Annotated in this window: 17 protein-coding genes and 2 pseudogenes; 14 read left to right on the top strand and 5 right to left on the bottom strand. The window is 64.4% G+C overall.

Translation table 11 applies throughout. The annotated features are described in order from the left end of the window. Positions 1-15 precede the first annotated feature (15 nt). The 5 genes and pseudogenes from ABKF58_RS18035 to prpB form a co-directional block, all read right to left on the bottom strand. Positions 16-342: pseudogene (locus ABKF58_RS18035) on the bottom strand (MmgE/PrpD family protein); the annotation flags it as partial. A 174-nt stretch (positions 343-516) separates the two neighbouring features. Continuing rightward, positions 517-1,705, bottom strand: a pseudogene (gene prpF / locus ABKF58_RS18030) (2-methylaconitate cis-trans isomerase PrpF). A gap of 84 nt (positions 1,706-1,789) precedes the next feature. Next, on the bottom strand, positions 1,790-4,402 hold the full coding sequence (gene acnD, locus ABKF58_RS18025) for a Fe/S-dependent 2-methylisocitrate dehydratase AcnD (RefSeq protein ID WP_482582492.1): 2,613 nt from the start codon (positions 4,400-4,402) through the stop codon (positions 1,790-1,792). Between the two features lie 197 nt (positions 4,403-4,599). Beyond that, entirely contained in the window at positions 4,600-5,748 is a 1,149-nt protein-coding gene (gene prpC, locus ABKF58_RS18020) for a bifunctional 2-methylcitrate synthase/citrate synthase (RefSeq protein ID WP_014086759.1), read from the bottom strand. Between the two features lie 87 nt (positions 5,749-5,835). After that, positions 5,836-6,711, bottom strand: coding sequence for a methylisocitrate lyase (gene prpB, locus ABKF58_RS18015; protein ID WP_482582491.1), 876 nt, complete (start codon positions 6,709-6,711; stop codon positions 5,836-5,838). 368 nt (positions 6,712-7,079) lie between these two features. Here prpB and rpoE point away from each other — a divergent pair, with 368 nt between their 5' ends. The 14 genes from rpoE to pdxJ all read left to right on the top strand — a co-directional run bounded on the left by rpoE (position 7,080) and on the right by pdxJ (position 18,120). Next, entirely contained in the window at positions 7,080-7,679 is a 600-nt protein-coding gene (rpoE, locus tag ABKF58_RS18010) for an RNA polymerase sigma factor RpoE (protein ID WP_008953842.1), read from the top strand. A 2-nt stretch (positions 7,680-7,681) separates the two neighbouring features. Beyond that, the gene (locus ABKF58_RS18005) at positions 7,682-8,185 is read left to right on the top strand and encodes a sigma-E factor negative regulatory protein (protein WP_014086761.1); all 504 of its coding nucleotides are present in this window, start codon (positions 7,682-7,684) and stop codon (positions 8,183-8,185) included. Next, the gene (locus ABKF58_RS18000; RefSeq protein ID WP_482582489.1) at positions 8,185-9,144 is read left to right on the top strand and encodes a MucB/RseB C-terminal domain-containing protein; all 960 of its coding nucleotides are present in this window, start codon (positions 8,185-8,187) and stop codon (positions 9,142-9,144) included. The genes ABKF58_RS18005 and ABKF58_RS18000 overlap by 1 nt, the downstream gene beginning before the upstream one ends. Positions 9,145-9,152: 8 nt before the next feature. Beyond that, on the top strand, positions 9,153-9,620 hold the full coding sequence (locus tag ABKF58_RS17995; protein ID WP_482582487.1) for a SoxR reducing system RseC family protein: 468 nt from the start codon (positions 9,153-9,155) through the stop codon (positions 9,618-9,620). Then, positions 9,602-11,023 (top strand): DegQ family serine endoprotease, encoded by a 1,422-nt coding sequence (locus ABKF58_RS17990; RefSeq protein ID WP_482582486.1) that lies wholly within the window; start codon positions 9,602-9,604, stop codon positions 11,021-11,023. The genes ABKF58_RS17995 and ABKF58_RS17990 overlap by 19 nt, the downstream gene beginning before the upstream one ends. Further along, on the top strand, positions 11,020-11,259 hold the full coding sequence (locus ABKF58_RS17985; protein WP_008953847.1) for a glutaredoxin family protein: 240 nt from the start codon (positions 11,020-11,022) through the stop codon (positions 11,257-11,259). Before ABKF58_RS17990 ends, ABKF58_RS17985 begins: the two co-directional genes overlap by 4 nt. 63 nt (positions 11,260-11,322) lie before the next feature. Further along, a complete protein-coding gene (gene lepA / locus ABKF58_RS17980) occupies positions 11,323-13,116 on the top strand; it encodes a translation elongation factor 4 (protein ID WP_008953848.1) in 1,794 nt (597 codons plus the stop codon). Beyond that, positions 13,117-14,091, top strand: a complete 975-nt coding sequence (gene lepB / locus ABKF58_RS17975; RefSeq protein WP_482582483.1) for a signal peptidase I — start codon at positions 13,117-13,119, stop codon at positions 14,089-14,091. Positions 14,092-14,163: 72 nt separating this feature from the next. After that, a complete protein-coding gene (locus tag ABKF58_RS17970) occupies positions 14,164-14,490 on the top strand; it encodes a DUF4845 domain-containing protein (protein WP_482582481.1) in 327 nt (108 codons plus the stop codon). Further along, positions 14,487-15,203 carry a ribonuclease III gene (rnc, locus tag ABKF58_RS17965; protein ID WP_482582480.1) on the top strand — a complete coding sequence of 239 codons (717 nt, stop codon included), beginning with the start codon at positions 14,487-14,489 and terminating at the stop codon, positions 15,201-15,203. The genes ABKF58_RS17970 and rnc overlap by 4 nt, the downstream gene beginning before the upstream one ends. Beyond that, positions 15,200-16,090 carry a GTPase Era gene (era, locus tag ABKF58_RS17960; protein WP_008953852.1) on the top strand — a complete coding sequence of 297 codons (891 nt, stop codon included), beginning with the start codon at positions 15,200-15,202 and terminating at the stop codon, positions 16,088-16,090. The genes rnc and era overlap by 4 nt, the downstream gene beginning before the upstream one ends. Before the next feature lie 2 nt (positions 16,091-16,092). Next, positions 16,093-16,443, top strand: a complete 351-nt coding sequence (locus ABKF58_RS17955; RefSeq protein WP_008953853.1) for an antibiotic biosynthesis monooxygenase family protein — start codon at positions 16,093-16,095, stop codon at positions 16,441-16,443. Continuing rightward, positions 16,424-17,152 carry a DNA repair protein RecO gene (gene recO / locus ABKF58_RS17950; RefSeq protein ID WP_482582477.1) on the top strand — a complete coding sequence of 243 codons (729 nt, stop codon included), beginning with the start codon at positions 16,424-16,426 and terminating at the stop codon, positions 17,150-17,152. The genes ABKF58_RS17955 and recO overlap by 20 nt, the downstream gene beginning before the upstream one ends. A 230-nt stretch (positions 17,153-17,382) precedes the next feature. Continuing rightward, on the top strand, positions 17,383-18,120 hold the full coding sequence (gene pdxJ / locus ABKF58_RS17945; RefSeq protein WP_014086771.1) for a pyridoxine 5'-phosphate synthase: 738 nt from the start codon (positions 17,383-17,385) through the stop codon (positions 18,118-18,120). Positions 18,121-18,124: the final 4 nt, after the last annotated feature.

The following is an 18,124-nucleotide window of genomic DNA, read 5'->3' as shown; positions in this document are numbered from 1 at the left end:
GGACGGATGCCCCCACTCGGCGGCGAGCCAGGTGTCGTTGAAATCGAGCCAGCGGATCATCGTGCCGATGGTGAACGCGGCCTGCTCCGGGTCGAGCTGGAACTGGGTGCCGGGCACCCGGGCGCCGTTCGGCACGAGGGTGCCCGGCACGATCGGCCCCAAAAGCTTGGCGCAGGCCGGGTAGGACAGCGCTTCCAGTCCGCAGCCCAGGGTGTCCATCAGACACAGGCGGGCGGTGTCCCAGGCTTGGGGAGAGGTGATGGCGTAATCGGCGACGTAGTCGGCGATGTCGACCAGCACCTGATCGGCATCGGGGCGCGCGTTGGAGAGATGGGCAGACATGCGTTCCTCCTAATGGGGGCACCGTCGAACCGCCGCTTCATGCGCTCGGGGAGGGCGAGCGGGCACAAGCTGCGTTGTTGCCGCCGCATGGAAACCCGGCCCGCTGATCCGCCCCGGCCGGGTTGGCCGAAGCCGGATCAACCGGCCGTCGCTGTACTGCAGTTTAGCTCGCGCTCAGAACGCGTCGCCCGGCACGCGCACCCAGCCTTCCATCAGCACGCGCGCGCTGCGGCTCATGACGGCCTTGGTCACGGTCCACTGGCCATCGACCTGGCGTGCCTCGGCGCCCACGCGCAGCGTGCCCGAGGGGTGGCCGAAGCGCACCGCCTCGGCGTTCGCCGCCGCCGGCCGCCAGGTTGACCAGGGTGCCGGGGATGGCGGCGGCGGTGCCGATGGCGACCGCGGCGGTGCCCATCATGGCGTGGTGCAGCTTGCCCATGGACAGCGCGCGCACCAAGAGGTCGACGTCGCCGGCCTTGATCTGCTTGCCGCTGGAGGCGGTGTAGTCCTGGGGCGGCGCCACGAAGGCGATCTTCGGGGTGTGCTGGCGCGTGGCGGCCTCTTCCGGCGACGTGATCAGGCCCATGCGCAGGGCCCCGGCGACGCGGATGGCCTCGAATGTCGCCAGCGCGGCGGCATCCGTATTGATGGCTTCGCGCAGCTCGGTGCCGGTGTAGCCGATGTCGGCGGCGTTGACGAATACGGTGGGAATGCCGGCCGCGATCATGGTGGCCTTGAAGGTGCCGACGCCGGGTACGTTGAGATCGTCGACCAGCTTGCCGGTGGGGAACATCGAACCACTGTCCTCATCGTCATCGGACGGATCGATGAATTCCAGCACGATCTCGGCGGCCGGGAAGGTCACGCCGTCCAGCTCGAAATCGCCGGTCTCCTGCACCTGACCGTTGGTGACCGGCACGTGGGCGATGATGGTCTTTTGGATGTTGGCCTGCCAGATGCGCACCACGCACACGCCGTTGTCCGGAATGCGCGCCGGGTCGACCAGGCCGGCGTGGATGGCGAAGGCGCCGGCGGCGGTGGAGAGGTTGCCGCAGTTGCCGCTCCAGTCCACGAACGCCTTGTCGATGGCGACCTGGCCGTAGAGGTAGTCCACGTCGTGGTCGGGCTGCGTGCTCTTGGACAGGATCACGCACTTGCTGGTGCTGGAGGTGGCGCCGCCCATGCCGTCGATGTGGGCGGAGTAGGGGTCGGGGCTGCCGATCACGCGCATGAACAGCTTGTCGCGCGCCGCGCCCGGCACCTGGCAGCGTTCCGGCAGGTCTTGCAGGCGGAAGAACACGCCCTTGCTGGTGCCGCCGCGGATATAGGTGGCGGGAATCTTGATCTGGGGTTGGTGAGCCATGAGCTGATTGTCCTGATGAAACCGGGGTGGCGGTTCGGCCAACGTTGCCGCCTTGCCGGGGCAACGTTGGCCGTCTGCTGATGCTTACGCGGCGGTCGAGGCTTCGAGGAAGTCCTGCGCGAAGCGCTGCAGCACGCCGCCGGCCTCGTAGATCGACACTTCTTCCGCGGTATCGAGGCGGCAGGTGACGGGCACCTCGACGCGTTCGCCGTTCCGGCGCTGGATCACCAGCGTGAGGTCGGCGCGCGGTTTGCGCTCGCCGATCACGTCGAAGGTCTCGGTGCCGTCGATGCCCAGGGTCTTGCGATTCACACCCGGCTTGAACTCCAGCGGCAGCACGCCCATGCCGATCAGGTTGGTGCGGTGGATGCGCTCGAAGCCCTCGGCCGCGATGGCTTCCACCCCGGCCAGACGCACGCCCTTGGCGGCCCAGTCGCGCGAGGAGCCCTGGCCGTAGTCGGCGCCGGCGATGATGATCAGGGGCTGCTTGCGCTCCATGTAGGTTTCGATGGCTTCCCACATGCGCATCACCTTGCCCTCCGGCTCGACGCGGGCCAGCGAGCCCTTCTTCACCTCGCCGTCCACCACCGCCATCTCGTTCACCAGCTGCGGGTTGGCGAAGGTGGCGCGCTGCGCGGTGAGGTGGTCGCCGCGATGGGTGGCGTAGGAGTTGAAGTCCTCTTCCGGCAGGCCCATTTTCGCCAGGTATTCGCCGGCGGCGCTGTTGGCCAGGATGGCGTTGGACGGCGACAGGTGGTCGGTGGTGATGTTGTCCGGCAGCACCGCCAGCGGGCGCATGCCCTTGAGCGTGCGCTCGCCGGCCAGCGCGCCTTCCCAGTACGGCGGGCGGCGGATGTAGGTCGACTGCGGACGCCAGTCGTAGAGCGGGCTCTTGGCTTCTTCCACGGTGCCCAGGTCGAACATCGGGATGTAGATCTGCTTGAACTGTTCCGGCTTCACGCAGCGCGCCACGATGGCGTCGATTTCCTCGTCGCTCGGCCACAGGTCTTTCAGCGTGATGGCCTGGCCGTCCTTGTCGTAGCCCAGCGCGTCCTGCTCGATGTCGAAGCGCACGGTGCCGGCGATGGCGTAGGCCACCACCAGCGGCGGGGAGGCGAGGAAGGCCTGCTTGGCGTAGGGGTGGATGCGGCCGTCGAAGTTGCGGTTGCCGGACAGCACGGCGGTGGCGTACAGGTCGCGCTCGATGATTTCCTGCTGGATCTTCGGGTCCAGCGCGCCGGACATGCCGTTACAGGTGGTGCAGGCGTAGGCCACGATGCCGAAGCCCAGCTTTTCCAGCTCTGGCAGCAGGCCGGCTTCTTCCAGGTACAGCTTGGCCACCTTGGAGCCGGGCGCGAACGAGGTCTTCACCCACGGTTTGCGCACCAGGCCCAGGGCATTGGCTTTTTTCGCCAGCAGGGCGGCCGCCACCACGTTGCGGGGGTTGGAGGTGTTGGTGCAGCTGGTGATGGCGGCGATGATCACCGCGCCATCCGGCAGCAGGCCCTGGGCTTCCTCAGCGCGAGCCGCCTGCAGCTTGGCCTCGTCGGCGATGCCGCGCTCGTGCAGGGCCGAGGTCGGCAGGCGCTTGTGCGGGTTGGACGGGCCGGCCATGTTGCGCACCACCGTGGAGAGGTCGAACTCCAGCACGCGCTCGTACTCGGCGCGGGCCAGGCTGTCGCCCCACAGGCCGGTGAGCTTGGCGTAATTTTCCACCAGCGCCACCTGCTCCGGTTCGCGGCCGGTGAGCTTCAGGTAATCGATGGTCTGGTCGTCGATGTAGAACATCGCGGCGGTGGCGCCGTATTCCGGGCACATATTGGAGATGGTGGCACGGTCGCCGATGCTCAGCTTGGCCGCGCCTTCGCCGAAGAACTCCACCCAGGCGCCGACCACGCGCTCCTTGCGCAGGAACTCAGTGAGCGCCAGCACGATGTCGGTGGCGGTGATGCCGGGCTGGCGCTGGCCGGTGAGTTTCACCCCGACGATGTCCGGCAGGCGCATCATCGAGGCGCGGCCCAGCATCACGGTTTCCGCTTCCAACCCGCCCACGCCGATGGCGATCACGCCCAGCGCGTCCACGTGCGGGGTATGGCTGTCGGTGCCGACGCAGGTGTCGGGGAAGGCCACGCCGTCGCGCGCCTGGATCACCGGCGACATTTTTTCCAGGTTGATCTGGTGCATGATGCCGTTGCCCGCCGGGATCACGTCCACGTTCTTGAACGCGGTGCGCGTCCAGTCGATGAAGTGGAAGCGGTCCTCGTTGCGACGGTCTTCGATGGCACGGTTTTTCTCGAACGCCTCCGGGTCGTAGCCGCCGCATTCCACTGCCAGCGAGTGATCCACGATGAGCTGGGTGGGGACCTCCGGGTTCACCTTGGCCGGATCGCCGCCTTTTTCGGCGATGGCGTCGCGCAGGCCGGCCAGGTCGACCAGCGCGGTCTGGCCCAGGATGTCGTGGCACACCACGCGCGCCGGGTACCAGGGGAAATCCAGGTCGCGGCGGCGTTCGATCAGCTGCTTGAGCGCGTCGGTCAGCAGCGCCGGGTCGCAGCGGCGCACCAGCTGTTCGGCCAGTACGCGCGAGGTATACGGCAGCGTGTCGTAGGCGCCGGGCTGGATGGCGTCGACCGCGGCGCGCGTGTCGAAGTAATCCAGGGCCGTGCCGGGCAGGTGTTTGCGGTATGCGGTATTCATGGTGTCGAGGCCCGAGGGTGATGTTCTGTGTCAGCGGGGCGGCTCGTCGGCCGCCTCCGTCCGTGTTTCAGCCAGCCCGCCGGCGCAGTCGCACCGGCAGGTGGCGGCCATCCGCTCCCGGCATCCTCGCCCGCCTAGAGGGGGCCGTGAGGATGCCGGCGCCGGGCGGGCCGCGGCGCGCCCGGCAGGCGGGAGTGTCAGCGCTGAGCCAGCGGCACGAAAGACTGATCTTCCGGGCCGACGTAGTTGGCCGAAGGTCGGATGATCTTGCCGTCGATGCGCTGCTCGATCACGTGCGCGCTCCAGCCGCTGGTGCGGGCGATCACGAACAGCGGGGTGAACATCGCGGTCGGCACGCCCATCATGTGGTAGCTCACGGCGGAGAACCAGTCGAGGTTGGGGAACATCTTCTTGATATCCCACATCACGCTCTCCAGGCGCTCGGCGATGTCGAACATCTTGGTGTCGCCGGCGGCGACGGACAGCTCGCGTGCCACTTCCTTGATCACCTTGTTGCGCGGGTCGCTGATGGTGTACACGGGATGGCCGAAGCCGATCACCACTTCCTTGCGCTCGACGCGTGCCTTGATGTCGATCTCGGCCTCGTCCGGGTTCTCGTAGCGCTTCTGCACTTCGAACGCCACTTCGTTGGCGCCGCCGTGTTTCGGGCCGCGCAGCGCGCCGATGGCGCCGGTGATGGCGCTGTACATGTCGGAACCGGTGCCGGCGATGACGCGGGCGGTGAAGGTGGAGGCGTTGAACTCATGCTCGGCGTACAGGTTGAGCGAGGTATGCATGGCGCGTACCCACTGCTCGGAGGGCTTCTGGCCGTGCAGCAGGTGCAGGAAGTGGCCGCCGATGGAGTCGTCGTCGGTTTCCACCTCGATGCGCTTGCCGTTATGGCTGAAGTGGTACCAGTAGAGCAGCATCGAACCCAGGCTGGCCATCAGGCGGTCGGCGATGTCGCGCGCGCCGGCCATGTTGTGATCGTCTTTTTCCGGCAGGGTGCAACCCAGCGCGGAGACGCCGCTGCGCATCACGTCCATCGGGTGGGCGGCGGCCGGCAGCGCTTCCAGCGCGGCCTTTACCGAGGCCGGCAGGCCGCGCAGGCTCTTCAGCTTCTTCTTGTAGCCGGTGAGCTCGGCCTGGTTCGGCAGCTTGCCGTGCACCAGCAGGTAGGCGACTTCTTCGAATTCACAGTGGGCGGCCAGGTCCAGGATGTCGTAGCCGCGGTAGTGCAGGTCGTTGCCGCTGCGGCCAACGGTGCACAGGGCGGTGTTGCCGGCGGCCACGCCGGAGAGGGCAACCGATTTCTTCGGCTTGGCGGTAAGAACGACTTCACTCATTTCCTTCTCCTCTAAATGTAACGGCAATACGGGGCGGCCTGCGGCTTGTTGTCGGGCGTCTTCGGCCAACCTGATGTGGTCTGTGGTTTACTTTTCCTGGCTGAACAGCGCGTCCAGCTTCTGCTCGTAAGCGTGGTAGCCCAGATGGTCATAGAGCTCCATGCGCGTCTGCATCTTGTCGATCACGTTTTTCTGCGTGCCGTCCTGGCGGATCGCGCTGTACACCTCCAGCGCCGCCTTGCTCATGGCGCGGAACGCCGAGAGCGGGTAGAGCACCAGGCTCACGCCGTTGGCGCCGAGTTCCTGCGTGGTGTAGAGCGGGGTGGAGCCGAACTCGGTGATGTTGGCCAGTACCGGCACTTTCACGGCGGCGGCGAACTGCTTGTACATCGCCAGATCGGTCATCGCCTCGGGGAAGATCATGTCCGCGCCGGCCTCGACGCAGGCCACGGCGCGCTCGATCGCGGCGTCCAGGCCTTCCACGGCCAGCGCATCGGTGCGGGCCATGATCACGAAGCTGTCGTCACGGCGCGCATCCACGGCCGCCTTGATGCGGTCGACCATCTCGTCCTTGGACACGATCGCCTTGTTCGGGCGATGGCCGCAGCGCTTCTGCTGGACCTGGTCTTCGATGTGCACCGCGGCGGCGCCGGCCTTTTCCAGGCTGCGGATGGCGCGGGCGATGTTGAACGCGCCGCCCCAGCCGGTGTCGATATCCACCAGCAGCGGCAGCTCGGTGGCCTCGGTGATGCGGCGTACGTCGATCAGCACGTCTTCCAGCGTGGTGATGCCAAGATCAGGAATGCCGCACGAGCAGGCCGCCACGCCGCCGCCGGAGAGATACAGCGCCTTGAAGCCGGCGTGCTCGGCCAGGCGGGCGGCGTAGGCATTGACGGCCCCCATCACCTGCAACGGTTTTTCCTGCTCCACGGCCTGTCTGAAACGGTTTCCCGGGGTGTGCATCGCGCGTTCTCCTTGCGTCGTCATGGGGTGATGGCTGAATTCTAGCAAGTGCTTGGTTGGTGTGTAAAGGGCGCCGAGCACACAATGGCAAATCCCTTAAACAGAGGGTAGACGGTAGCGCGGGCGGGTGCCGGACAAAACGACGCGCCGCCGCATTCTCCCCGCTGACGCGGCGTTACCCTCGCCGGCGAGACGGGGGCAACGCCTCGAGCCGGGGCTTTCCGCCGTTTTCGTTTGGAGGCATCTCTGCTATGTTTCGCTCAGCACCACCAGTGGGAACTCATCACCCACCCTCTGGTCTAGACCGTGTCCGCCATGTGAAATACACCAAATAAACCGGTGGGCAATTCAGGGAGCATTACAACGACATGAGTGATCGTGAAATCGATCAACAGTTGGTGGAGCGTGCACAGCGAGGTGAAAAAAGAGCGTTCGATCTACTTGTCAGCAAGTATCAGCGCCGTTTAGCTCGGCTGTTGTCGCGGTTTTTACGCGACAGCGCAGACATCGAAGACGTGACACAGGAGGCCTTCGTCAAGGCATACCGCGCCTTGCCGTCGTTTCGCGGCGAGAGTGCGTTCTATACCTGGCTATACCGGATTGGCATCAACACCGCCAAGAATTTCCTGAGTGCCAGCGGGCGACGCCCGGTCATCAACAGCGAAGTGGAGGATGAAGATGGTGAAAGTTTCGACATGGCGTCGCAACTCCCCGACTTCAACACCCCCGAATCGGAGTTGATGAACAAGGAAATCCTGAACACGGTGAATGCAGCGGTAGAGGCATTGCCTGAGGAACTGAGGACGGCGATTTCGCTGCGGGAAATGGATGGTCTGTCCTACGACGAAATCGCCAAGGTGATGAATTGTCCCATCGGTACGGTTCGTTCGCGCATCTTCCGGGCGCGCGAAGCAATCGCAACCGAGCTTAGGCCGCTGCTCGACACGGCCAAGAATAAAAGGTGGTAAGCATGAAAGAATCATTATCCGCACTGGTGGATAACGAACTCGACGGACCAGAGGCCTCCAAGCTGATCAGTGCCGCCAGTACCGACGAGTCGTTGAAGGAAGCATGGGATGAGTATCACCTGATCGGTGATGCCATGCGCGCCTCCGGCCTGAACAGCATCAACGTGCGCCATAGCGTCGCGGCACGCCTGGCCGAAGAGCCGACCGTGCTGGCGCCGCGGCGCTGGTTACGACAGGGCAGCGTGCGCACGGTCGGTGCGGTGGCGCTGGCCGCGAGCATGAGCTTTGCCGCCGTGGTGGCGTGGCAGCAGCTGGCGGTCAACGGCCAGGGCGCCGCCATGGTCGCGGAGAAGGGGGTGCCGGTGCAGGTGGCTCAGCAGGTCGAGCCGGCCAACGGCCCCATGGCGCGCGACAACGGCGCCGACCCTTATCTGCTGGCGCATCAGGAAATGGCTTCCGACCCTGATGTGGTGAAAGTCTCGCTGGGCAACGGAGTTCGCCATTGATGCGGCTGAAGCACCTGACTGCCATTGTGTGTATTGCTCTGCCGGCATTGGCGCATGCCGCCGATGACTGGCAGACCCTCAAGAAATCCGCCCAGGCCAGCCGTAACCAGGTCCTGACCGGAACCTATCTGCACCAGATGAGCGGTGTGGTGGAAACATTCCACATCGTGCGCGGTGCGGGAACGGAGGGCGTGATCGAATTGCGCCAGTCGCTGGACGGCACGCCACGCGAGATCGTCCGTAACGGCAGCGAACTCACCGGTTACGGGCCGGACAAGAAGGCGCTGATGGCCGCCAAGGTCAGTGCCATGCGGCTGTTCCCGGCCTTGCTGCCGGACGACATGGCCGGCGTCGCCGAGTCCTACACGCTCAAGCGCCTCGCCGGCGATCGTGTCGCCCAGCGCGAATGCGACTGGCTCGAACTCAAGGCCAAGGACCGGGCGCGCTACGGCCTGCGCCTGTGCCTCGATCGTGCCAGCCTGCTGCCGCTCAAGATCATGACGCTGTCGCCGGCACAGGAGCCGGTCGAGCAGTACATGTTCACCGAGATCGACCTGGCGGCGCCGAAGGATCGCAACCAGTTCAAGCCGCATTACCCGCTCAGCCTCCCCATCCGCAACGCCAGCACCTCGGTGCCGCCTAGTGGTGCCGGGATGGAAGGCGTGGAAGTCAGCGGCTTGCCCAGTGGCTTCCGCCTGATCCGTGCCCTGCAGCGCAGCCTGCCGGGGCAGGCCGAACACGCGGTGCGGCACCTGGTGTATACCGATGGTTTGGTCATGCTGTCGCTCTTCATCGAGCCGGCTGGGGCTGAGCCGCGCGCCGAACGCGTGAGTACGCTGTACGGCGCCGTGGCCATGGCCTCCGGCAGCCAGGGCGGCATGCAGCTCACGCTGGTGGGCGATCTGCCGGAAGCCAGCATGATGTCCTTGCTCAAATCGATTCGAGTCGTACAGAAATAACAACAACGATGGTAGAAACGCAGGCCAGGGTGCTCGCCACCGAGCAGGCATTCGCTTTGGTGGAGCCCCGTCCCCATTCCTCGTGCCGCCACTGCGATCCGGTCGCCGGCTGCCGCGCCCTGTCACTTTCCCGCACCATCGGTTCGACCGACCGCCGCGTGCGCGTCCACAATCCGTTGGGCGCCGAGGCCGGCGACTGGGTGCTGGTGACTGTGCCGCGACAGCGCGTGTCCATGGCGTCTTTCCTCGTGTATCTCGTGCCGCCGGCGGGACTGGGCGTCGGGCTCTCGTTCGGCGCCGGCGCGAGCGAGCCGGTGTCGCTGTTGGCCGGCGCGGCGCTGTTCGTCATCGGTCTGTACGCGGTGCGGCGCGAGCTCCGGCGTCGCCGGCGTTCGCCCCTGCTGCAGCCGACCATCACGGCCATCTATCCCTCAGAACCCTTGATGCTGGAGAAACCATGTCGGTCCAAAAACTGATTGCCTCTGCCATGCTGGCAGCTGTTGTAGTGTCGGGTCCGGTGTACGCCGCCGAGGCGCGCGTGCTGCCCGACTTTACCCAGATCGTCGAGCAGGAAGGCAAGGCCGTGGTCAACATCAGCACCACGCAGACGGTGCGCGAGACCATCAATGCCGTACCCGAGGAATTCAATGGCGATCCGTTCTTCGAGTTCTTCCGGCGCTTTGCCCCGCCGCAGCAGCAGGAGCGCAAGGAGCGCTCGCTGGGCTCGGGGTTCATCGTGTCGGCAGACGGTTATGTCATGACCAACTCGCACGTGGTGGCGCGGGCCGACGAAATCACCGTCACGCTCGGTGACAAGCGCACCTTCAAGGCGCGACTGGTCGGTTCCGATGCGCGCACCGACGTCGCGCTGCTGAAGATCAATGCCAGCCACCTGCCGGTGGCGCATATCGGTTCTTCGGCCAACCTCAAGGTCGGGGAATGGGTGCTGGCGATCGGCTCGCCGTTCGGCTTCGAAAACTCGGTCACCTCGGGCATCGTCTCCGCCAAGGGGCGCAGCCTGCCGGACGAGAACTACGTACCGTTCATCCAGACCGACGCCGCGGTCAACCCCGGCAACTCCGGCGGTCCGCTGTTCAACCTGAAGGGCGAGGTGGTCGGCATCAACTCGCAGATCTACAGCCGCTCCGGCGGCTTCATGGGCATCTCCTTCGCCATCCCGATCGACGTGGCGGTCAAGGTGGCCGATCAACTCAAGTCGGAAGGCAAGGTCAGCCGCGGCCGCATCGGCGTCGCCATCCAGGAGTTGAGTCCGGAGCTGGCCGCATCGTTCGGGCTTGCCAGCGCCAATGGCGCCCTGATCAACTCGGTGGAAAAGGACGGGCCGGCCGACAAGGCGGGTCTGCGGGCCGGCGATATCGTGCTCAAGATCGACGGCCAGCCCGTCGAGTCGTCGGCCGACATGCCGCGCCTGATCGGTGCCATGCGCCCGGGCAAGCCGGTGGCGGTGGAAGTCTGGCGTAACCGGGCGCGCCGGGTCGTCACCGTGGTGCTGGCCGAACTCAAGGACGAGGCGCCCAGCATTGCCGAACGCGAATTCCGCCAGCCGCAGAAGCCGGCCGAACCGCAGGGGGAAAACCTGTCTGCCATCGGCTTGTCGCTGGTCGAGCTGACGCCGGTGCAACTCAAGCGTCTCGGCATCGACTACGGTCTCCTGGTGCGCAAGGTGTCCGGCCCGGCCGAGCGTGTCGGCATGGCGGCGGGCGACGTCATCGTCGGCGTCGGCAGCGAGCCGCTGAAGAATCCTCGCCAGCTGCGCGAAGCGCTCAACGCCGCGCGCAAGGGCGGCACGGTCGCCCTGCAGGTGCTGCGCCGCGGCGTGACGCTGTTCGTGCCGTTGACCGTGGAGGAGGGGAAATGAGGCTGACGCTGTACTTCCGCGAGTATTGCAGCCTGTGTCACCAGATGCTGGCTGAACTCCAGCCGTGGCAGCAAAAGCACGGCTTCGCGCTCGACGTGATCGACGTCGATGCCGACCCGGTGCTGGAGGAGCGCTTCAACGAACTGGTGCCGGTATTGATGGATGGCGAGCACGAAATCTGCCATTACCATCTTGATACTCAGCGGCTGGCTGCACATCTTGGCGAAATCGGCTAAAATCCGCGCCAGTGTGAGTTGTCAAGGGCACGCCAGCGTGCCCTTAATTTTTGCTGGATACCGATGAAACATATTCGAAATTTCTCGATCATTGCCCATATCGACCACGGCAAATCGACCCTGGCCGACCGTTTTATCCAGTTCTGCGGCGGCCTGGAAATGCGTGAAATGAGCGCACAGGTACTCGACTCGATGGATATCGAGAAAGAGCGCGGCATCACCATCAAGGCGCAGACCGCGGCACTGCAGTACAAGGCGCGCGACGGCCAGGTCTACAACCTGAACCTGATCGACACCCCGGGACACGTCGACTTCAGCTACGAAGTCAGCCGCTCGCTGTCCGCCTGTGAGGGCGCGCTGCTGGTGGTCGACGCCTCGCAGGGCGTCGAGGCGCAGACCGTGGCCAACTGCTACACCGCTATCGAACTGGGGGTGGAAGTGGTGCCGGTGCTCAACAAGATCGACCTGCCGGCCGCCGAACCCGAGCGCGTGAGTCAGGAGATCGAAGACATCATCGGCATCGAGGCCATTGATGCGGTGCGTGCCTCAGCCAAGTCCGGCATCGGCATCGAAGACATCCTGGAAACGGTGATCAGCAAGATCCCGCCGCCGGAAGGCAATCCGGATGGCCCGCTCAAGGCGCTGATCATCGACTCCTGGTTCGACAACTACGTCGGCGTGGTAATGCTGGTGCGGGTGATCGACGGTTCGCTGAAACCCAAGGACAAGATCAAGTTCATGGCCACCGGCGCCGAGCATCTGTGCGAGCAGGTCGGGGTGTTCACGCCGAAGTCGGTACAGCGTCCCAGCCTCAGCGCCGGCGAAGTGGGCTTCGTCATTGCCGGCATCAAGGAACTGAAATCGGCCAAGGTCGGCGACACCATCACGCTGGTCAACAACCCGGCCAGCGAGGCGCTGCCCGGCTTCAAGGAAGTCCAGTCGCAGGTGTTCGCCGGCCTCTACCCGGTGGAATCGCACGACTACGACTCACTGCGCGACGCCCTGGAAAAGCTGCAGCTCAACGACGCCTCGCTCAAGTTCGAGCCGGAAGTGTCGCAGGCGCTGGGCTTCGGCTTCCGCTGCGGCTTCCTCGGCCTGCTGCACCTGGAAATCGTGCAGGAACGTCTCGAGCGCGAGTTCGACATGGACCTCATCACCACCGCGCCAACGGTGGTGTACGAGGTGCTGATGAAGGACGGCACGGTCATTGAGGTGGAAAACCCCTCCAAGCTGCCGGACCTGTCCAAGATCGACGAAATCCGCGAGCCGATCATCACGTCGACCATCCTCGTGCCGCAGGACTACGTCGGCGCGGTGATGACGCTGTGCAACCAGAAACGCGGTGTGCAGCGCAATATGCAGTACATGGGCCGCCAGGTGATGCTGACCTACGAGCTGCCGATGAACGAAGTGGTGATGGACTTCTTCGACAAGCTCAAGTCCACCAGCCGCGGCTACGCCTCGCTCGACTACGAATTCAAGGAATTCCAGGCGGCCGACCTGGTCAAGCTCGACATCCTGGTCAATAGCGAGAAGGTCGATGCCCTATCGCTGATCGTGCACCGCGCCACCAGCCAGTACCGCGGCCGTGAACTGGCCTCGAAGATGCGCGAACTGATCCCGCGCCAGATGTTCGACATCGCCGTGCAGGCCGCCATCGGCAGCCACATCATCGCGCGCGAGACCATCAAGGCGCTCAGGAAGAACGTGCTGGCCAAGTGCTACGGCGGTGACATCACCCGTAAGAAAAAGCTGCTGGAAAAACAAAAAGCCGGCAAGAAGCGCATGAAGCAGGTGGGCAACGTGGAAATTCCGCAGGAAGCCTTCCTCGCCATTCTTCAAGTGGGAGACAAGTAAGTGGGGGCCAATCTGTTCTGGGTGTTCGTGGTCGTGGCCGCCATCGGCCTGATGCTGATCGTCTTCAGCGGTGGCAGGCGAGAAGCGGCCGCCAAGGACTGGCCGGCCCCGATCCAGTGGGGCTACCTGGCGCTGGTGGTCGGCGGCTTCGGCATTCTATCCAACGCCATGAGCTTCACCGCCGTGATGCTGGTGTTCGTGCTGATCACCGGCGTGGTGTGGGGGCTCGACAAGCTGCTGCTGGCGAAGAAGAGAATGGCCGAAGGGCGCGAGGTAGGGCATTTCGTCGACTACGCGCGCGGCTTTTTCCCGGTCATCTTCGTGGTGTTCGTGCTGCGCTCCTTCCTGGTCGAGCCGTTCCAGATCCCCTCCAGCTCGATGCGGCCGGGGTTGGTGGTCGGCGACTTCATCCTGGTCAACAAATTCTCCTACGGCCTCCGTGTGCCGGTGTTGAACAACGTGCTGATCCCGGTCAACAAGGTGGAGCGTGGCGATGTGGTGGTGTTCAACTTTCCGCCGCAGCCCAGCGTCAACTACATCAAGCGCGTGATCGGTCTGCCGGGCGACACGGTGGAATACCGCAACAAGCGCCTGACGGTGAACGGCAAGCCGGTTCCGGACGAGAAGGACGGCACCTACGAATACCTGGAACAGGGGCTGGCGATGATCCATAACGACCAGTTCCACGAAACGCTGGGCAACAAGCGCTTCCAGGTGTTGAATATTCCCGAGGCCCCGACACTGAGCCTGAGCCAAGTGAGCGACTTCCCCTTCCGCGACCGTTGTGTCTATGATGACAACGGCTTTGCCTGCCGCGTGCCGGAAGGCCACTACTTCATGATGGGCGACAACCGCGACAACAGCCTGGATGGCCGTTATTGGGGTTTCGTCGCCGACAAGCTGCTGGTGGGCAAGGCGTTCCTGGTATGGATGAACTTCAACGACCTGTCGCGTATTGGTCATGCCATTCGTTGACAGGACTTCGACTTGGACAGTCAAGGGGGAGCAATGCAGCGAACTCAACGCGGGTTTACAATCATTTCCACCATGCTGCTGATGGTGTTCATCGGCGGCGTCATCCTGCTCGGTTTCAAGGTGATTCCGGTCTACGCGGAATACTCTGCAGTCAAGCAGGCGGTACGGGATGTGGCAGGTGAAACCTCGGCCAGCGAGTACCAGATTCGTAAAGACTTCAATACCAAGGCCGACGTGGCCGATATCAGTTCGATCCGCGGTCAGAATCTTGAGGTGGTTGCGGGCGCGGGTGTGGTGCATGTCCGTGCCGCCTATCGTCGCGAAGTCCCCCTGTTCGCCAATATTGGCCTGACGTTTGACTTTGAAACCGAAGCAGGTAAAACCGATTCTTCCCAATGACCGTATCACAGACTGAAGTAAAGTTCGGCCGCCTGTCGGCGGCGTTGGGCTATCGTTTCACTCGGCCGGAACTGCTGCGCCAGGCATTGACGCACCGCAGTTTCGGCTCGCCCAACAACGAGCGTTTCGAATTCATCGGCGACAGCATTCTCAACTATACCGTGGCGCGCATGCTGTTCGACCGCTTCCCGCGCCTGAGCGAGGGCGAGCTGTCGCGCCTGCGTGCCAACCTGGTCAACCAGAGTTCGCTGGCCGAGATCGCCCTGGGGCTGGGCCTGGGCGATTACCTGTACCTGGGCGAGGGTGAACTGAAGAGCGGCGGGTTCAACCGCCCCTCGATTCTGGCCGATGCCCTGGAAGCGACCTTCGCCGCTGTCAGCTTCGACACCGACTTTGCCGCGGCCGAGAACGTGGTGCGGCGCCTGTACGAACAACGGGTGGCCTCGATCGATCCGACCAAGCACGCCAAGGATGCCAAGACCCGGCTGCAGGAAGCCTTGCAGGCCAGAAAGCTGGCGCTGCCGAAATACCGTATCCTCTCCCAGAGTGGAGAGGCTCATGAACAATGGTTCAAGGTGGAGTGCGACCTCGGCGAGCTGGCGGTGATCGTCACCGGCGAGGGCGGCAGCCGCCGCGCCGCCGAACAGCAATCGGCCGAAGCCGCGCTGGAACACCTTGAACAGAAACTGCCTTCGGGCAAGAAACGCGCATGACAGACACTCCATTCCACTGCGGCTTCGTCGCCATCGTCGGTCGTCCCAACGTCGGCAAGTCGACGTTGATGAACCACCTGATCGGCCAGAAGGTCAGCATCACCTCGAAGAAGGCGCAGACCACGCGCCACCGCGTCAACGGCATCCACACCGAAGACACCGCCCAGTTCGTTTTCGTCGACACCCCGGGCTTCCAGACCTTCCACAAGGGCGCGCTCAACGAGGTGCTCAACCGCAGCGTGAAGGAAACGCTGTCGGACGTGGACTGCGTGCTGTTCGTGATCGAAGCCATGCGCTGGACCGGTGCCGACAAGGAACTGTTGCCGCTCTTGCCCAAGCACACCCCGGTGATGCTGGTGATCAACAAGCTCGACAAGGCCAAGGATAAACAGGCGCTGATGGAATTCATCGAGACGGTGAAGGCCGACTTTGCCTTCGCCGACGTCGAGGTGGTCAGTGCCAAGCATGGTCAGCGCCTGGCCGAACTGCTCGACAAGGTGCGCCCGCGCCTGCCGGAATCGATGCCGCTCTACCCCGAGGACATGGTCACCGACAAGAGCGAACGCTTCCTCGCCGCCGAGATCGTGCGCGAGAAGCTGTTCCGCTACCTGGGCGAAGAACTGCCATATTCGATGAACGTGGAAGTCGAGCAATTCGAACTCGACGGCGCCTTGCGCCGCATCCACATCGCCGTGCTGGTCGACAAGGAAGGCCAGAAAGGCATTCTGATCGGCAAGGGCGGTGAAAAGCTGAAGAAGATTTCGACCGAAGCCCGCCTCGACATGGAAAAGCTGTTCGACGGCAAGGTCTACCTGGAGGTGTGGGTCAAGGTCAAGAGCGGTTGGGCCGACGACGTGCGCTTCCTCAAGGAATTCGGTCTTCACTGATCATGCCGGATTCTTTGCCGCTCCCGCCGTATTGGACCGTGATCTTTTCCTCGCAGCGTAGCGAGGCCGAGCAGGGCTACGCCGAGATGGCCGAGCGCATGTTGCGGCTGGCCCGGGTGCAGCCCGGCTTTCTCGGCATGGAAAGCGCGCGGGACGAAAACGGTTTCGGCATTACCGTGTCTTATTGGGATAGCGTGGAGGCGATTGCCGCCTGGCGTCACCATGCTGAACACATGGTGGCGCAGCGCCTTGGGCGTGAGGTGTGGTATCAGGCCTTTTCGCTGAAGGTGGCCCGCGTCGAGCGGGCGCACGATTTCCCGAATCCGACGTCGCATGAGCCAGGGCCGGGTTGACCGCCAGCCGGCCTACGTGCTGCATGCCCAGCCGTACCGGGAAACCAGCCTGCTGCTCGATGTCCTGACGCGCGAGCACGGACGCATCGCGCTGGTGGCGCGTGGCGCGCGCCGGCCCCGGTCCGACCTGCGGGGCGTGCTGTTGCCGTTCCAGCCGCTGCTCCTGGCCTGGTTTGGCAAGAGCGAAGTGCGCACTTTGCACACCGCCGATTGGCAGGGCGGCGTGCCGCAACTGTCGGGCTTGCCGCTGGTGTGCGGGTTTTATCTCAATGAATTGTTGATCAAGCTGACGGCGCGCGACGACCCGCACCCGGAAACCTTCGGCGTCTACGCCGAGGCGGTGCGTGGGCTGGCGTCGGGCGGCTTGCTGTCGTCGGTGTTGCGGCGCTTCGAGCTGGGCCTGGTGCGCACGCTGGGCTACGCGCCTGCCTTCGATGTCGACGACAACGGGCGCGAAGTGGAGCCCGACGTGCCCTACCTGTGCGGGCCCGAGCAGGCGCTACAGCGTTGGCAGGGCGAGCCGGTGCCGGCGCAGCAGCAGGTGATCGAGGGCCGGATTCTGCTGGCGATGGCTGGCGGCGATTTTTCCGAGCTCGCCACGCGGCGCGAGGCGCGCCGTCTGATGAGACTTTTTCTGGGGCAGCTTCTGGGGGCGCAGTCGTTGGCGACCCGCGAGCTGCTGCAATCAATCAGTGCCCTCGGCGACTGATTCCAACGGTATTGGAAACGAGAACGCGAGGACCCGCGAGTGGGGCGGCAGAGGGCGCAGGCTCTCGGCAAGCGGTTGCGAGCGGCTTTCCGCAGGCCAGTCGAGTGCTGGGTTAATTCAAGGATTGGCCACGCTGAGCTGGACCCGCGCGCCGTGCGCGACATGTCGCGGACACGCGATCGTTTCTAACCTGAATAGAATGAGACCGACCGGGGCGATGGAGTGAGATGATGATTCTGTTGGGCGTGAATATCGATCATGTGGCCACCCTGCGCCAAGCGCGTGGCACCCGTTACCCGAGTCCGATCGAAGCGGCGCTGGTTGCCGAGACGGCCGGTGCCGACCTGATTACCCTGCATCTGCGCGAAGACCGTCGCCACATCCAGGACGCCGACGTGGTGGCGATGCGCCAGGTGATCAAGACGCGCATGAACCTGGAGATGGCGCTGACCGAGGAAATGTTGGCCAATGCGCTGGCAGTCAAACCGGAGGATGTTTGCCTGGTGCCGGAAAAACGCGAAGAGATCACCACCGAGGGTGGCCTCGACGTGATCCGTCATTTCGATCAAGTGCGTGACTACACCCAGGCTCTCACCGAGGCCGGCATTCGCGTTTCGCTGTTCATCGACCCGGACAACCAGCAGATCGAAGCAGCCCGCGACGCTGGCGCCCGTGTGATCGAACTGCACACCGGCGCCTACGCCGACGCGGTGCATCAGGCCGAACGCGAGCGCGAACTGGCTCGGGTTCGTGAGGCGGCGGTATTTGCCGCGCACCTGGACTTCGTGGTCAACGCCGGCCATGGCCTGTCGTATCACAACGTGAAGCCGGTGGCGGCGATTGCCGAAATCGCCGAACTCAATATCGGTCACGCCATCGTCAGCCAGGCGCTGTTCGTCGGTTTCCCCGAGGCGGTCCGCTCGATGAAGGCGCTGATGATCGAAGGCCGGCACGCGGCCCACCAGTAAGCGA

It is taken from the genome of Pseudogulbenkiania sp. AW2-16, from assembly GCF_056824575.1.
Note: the sequence above shows the minus strand (reverse complement) of the source record. Positions and strands in the feature narration are given on the sequence as shown.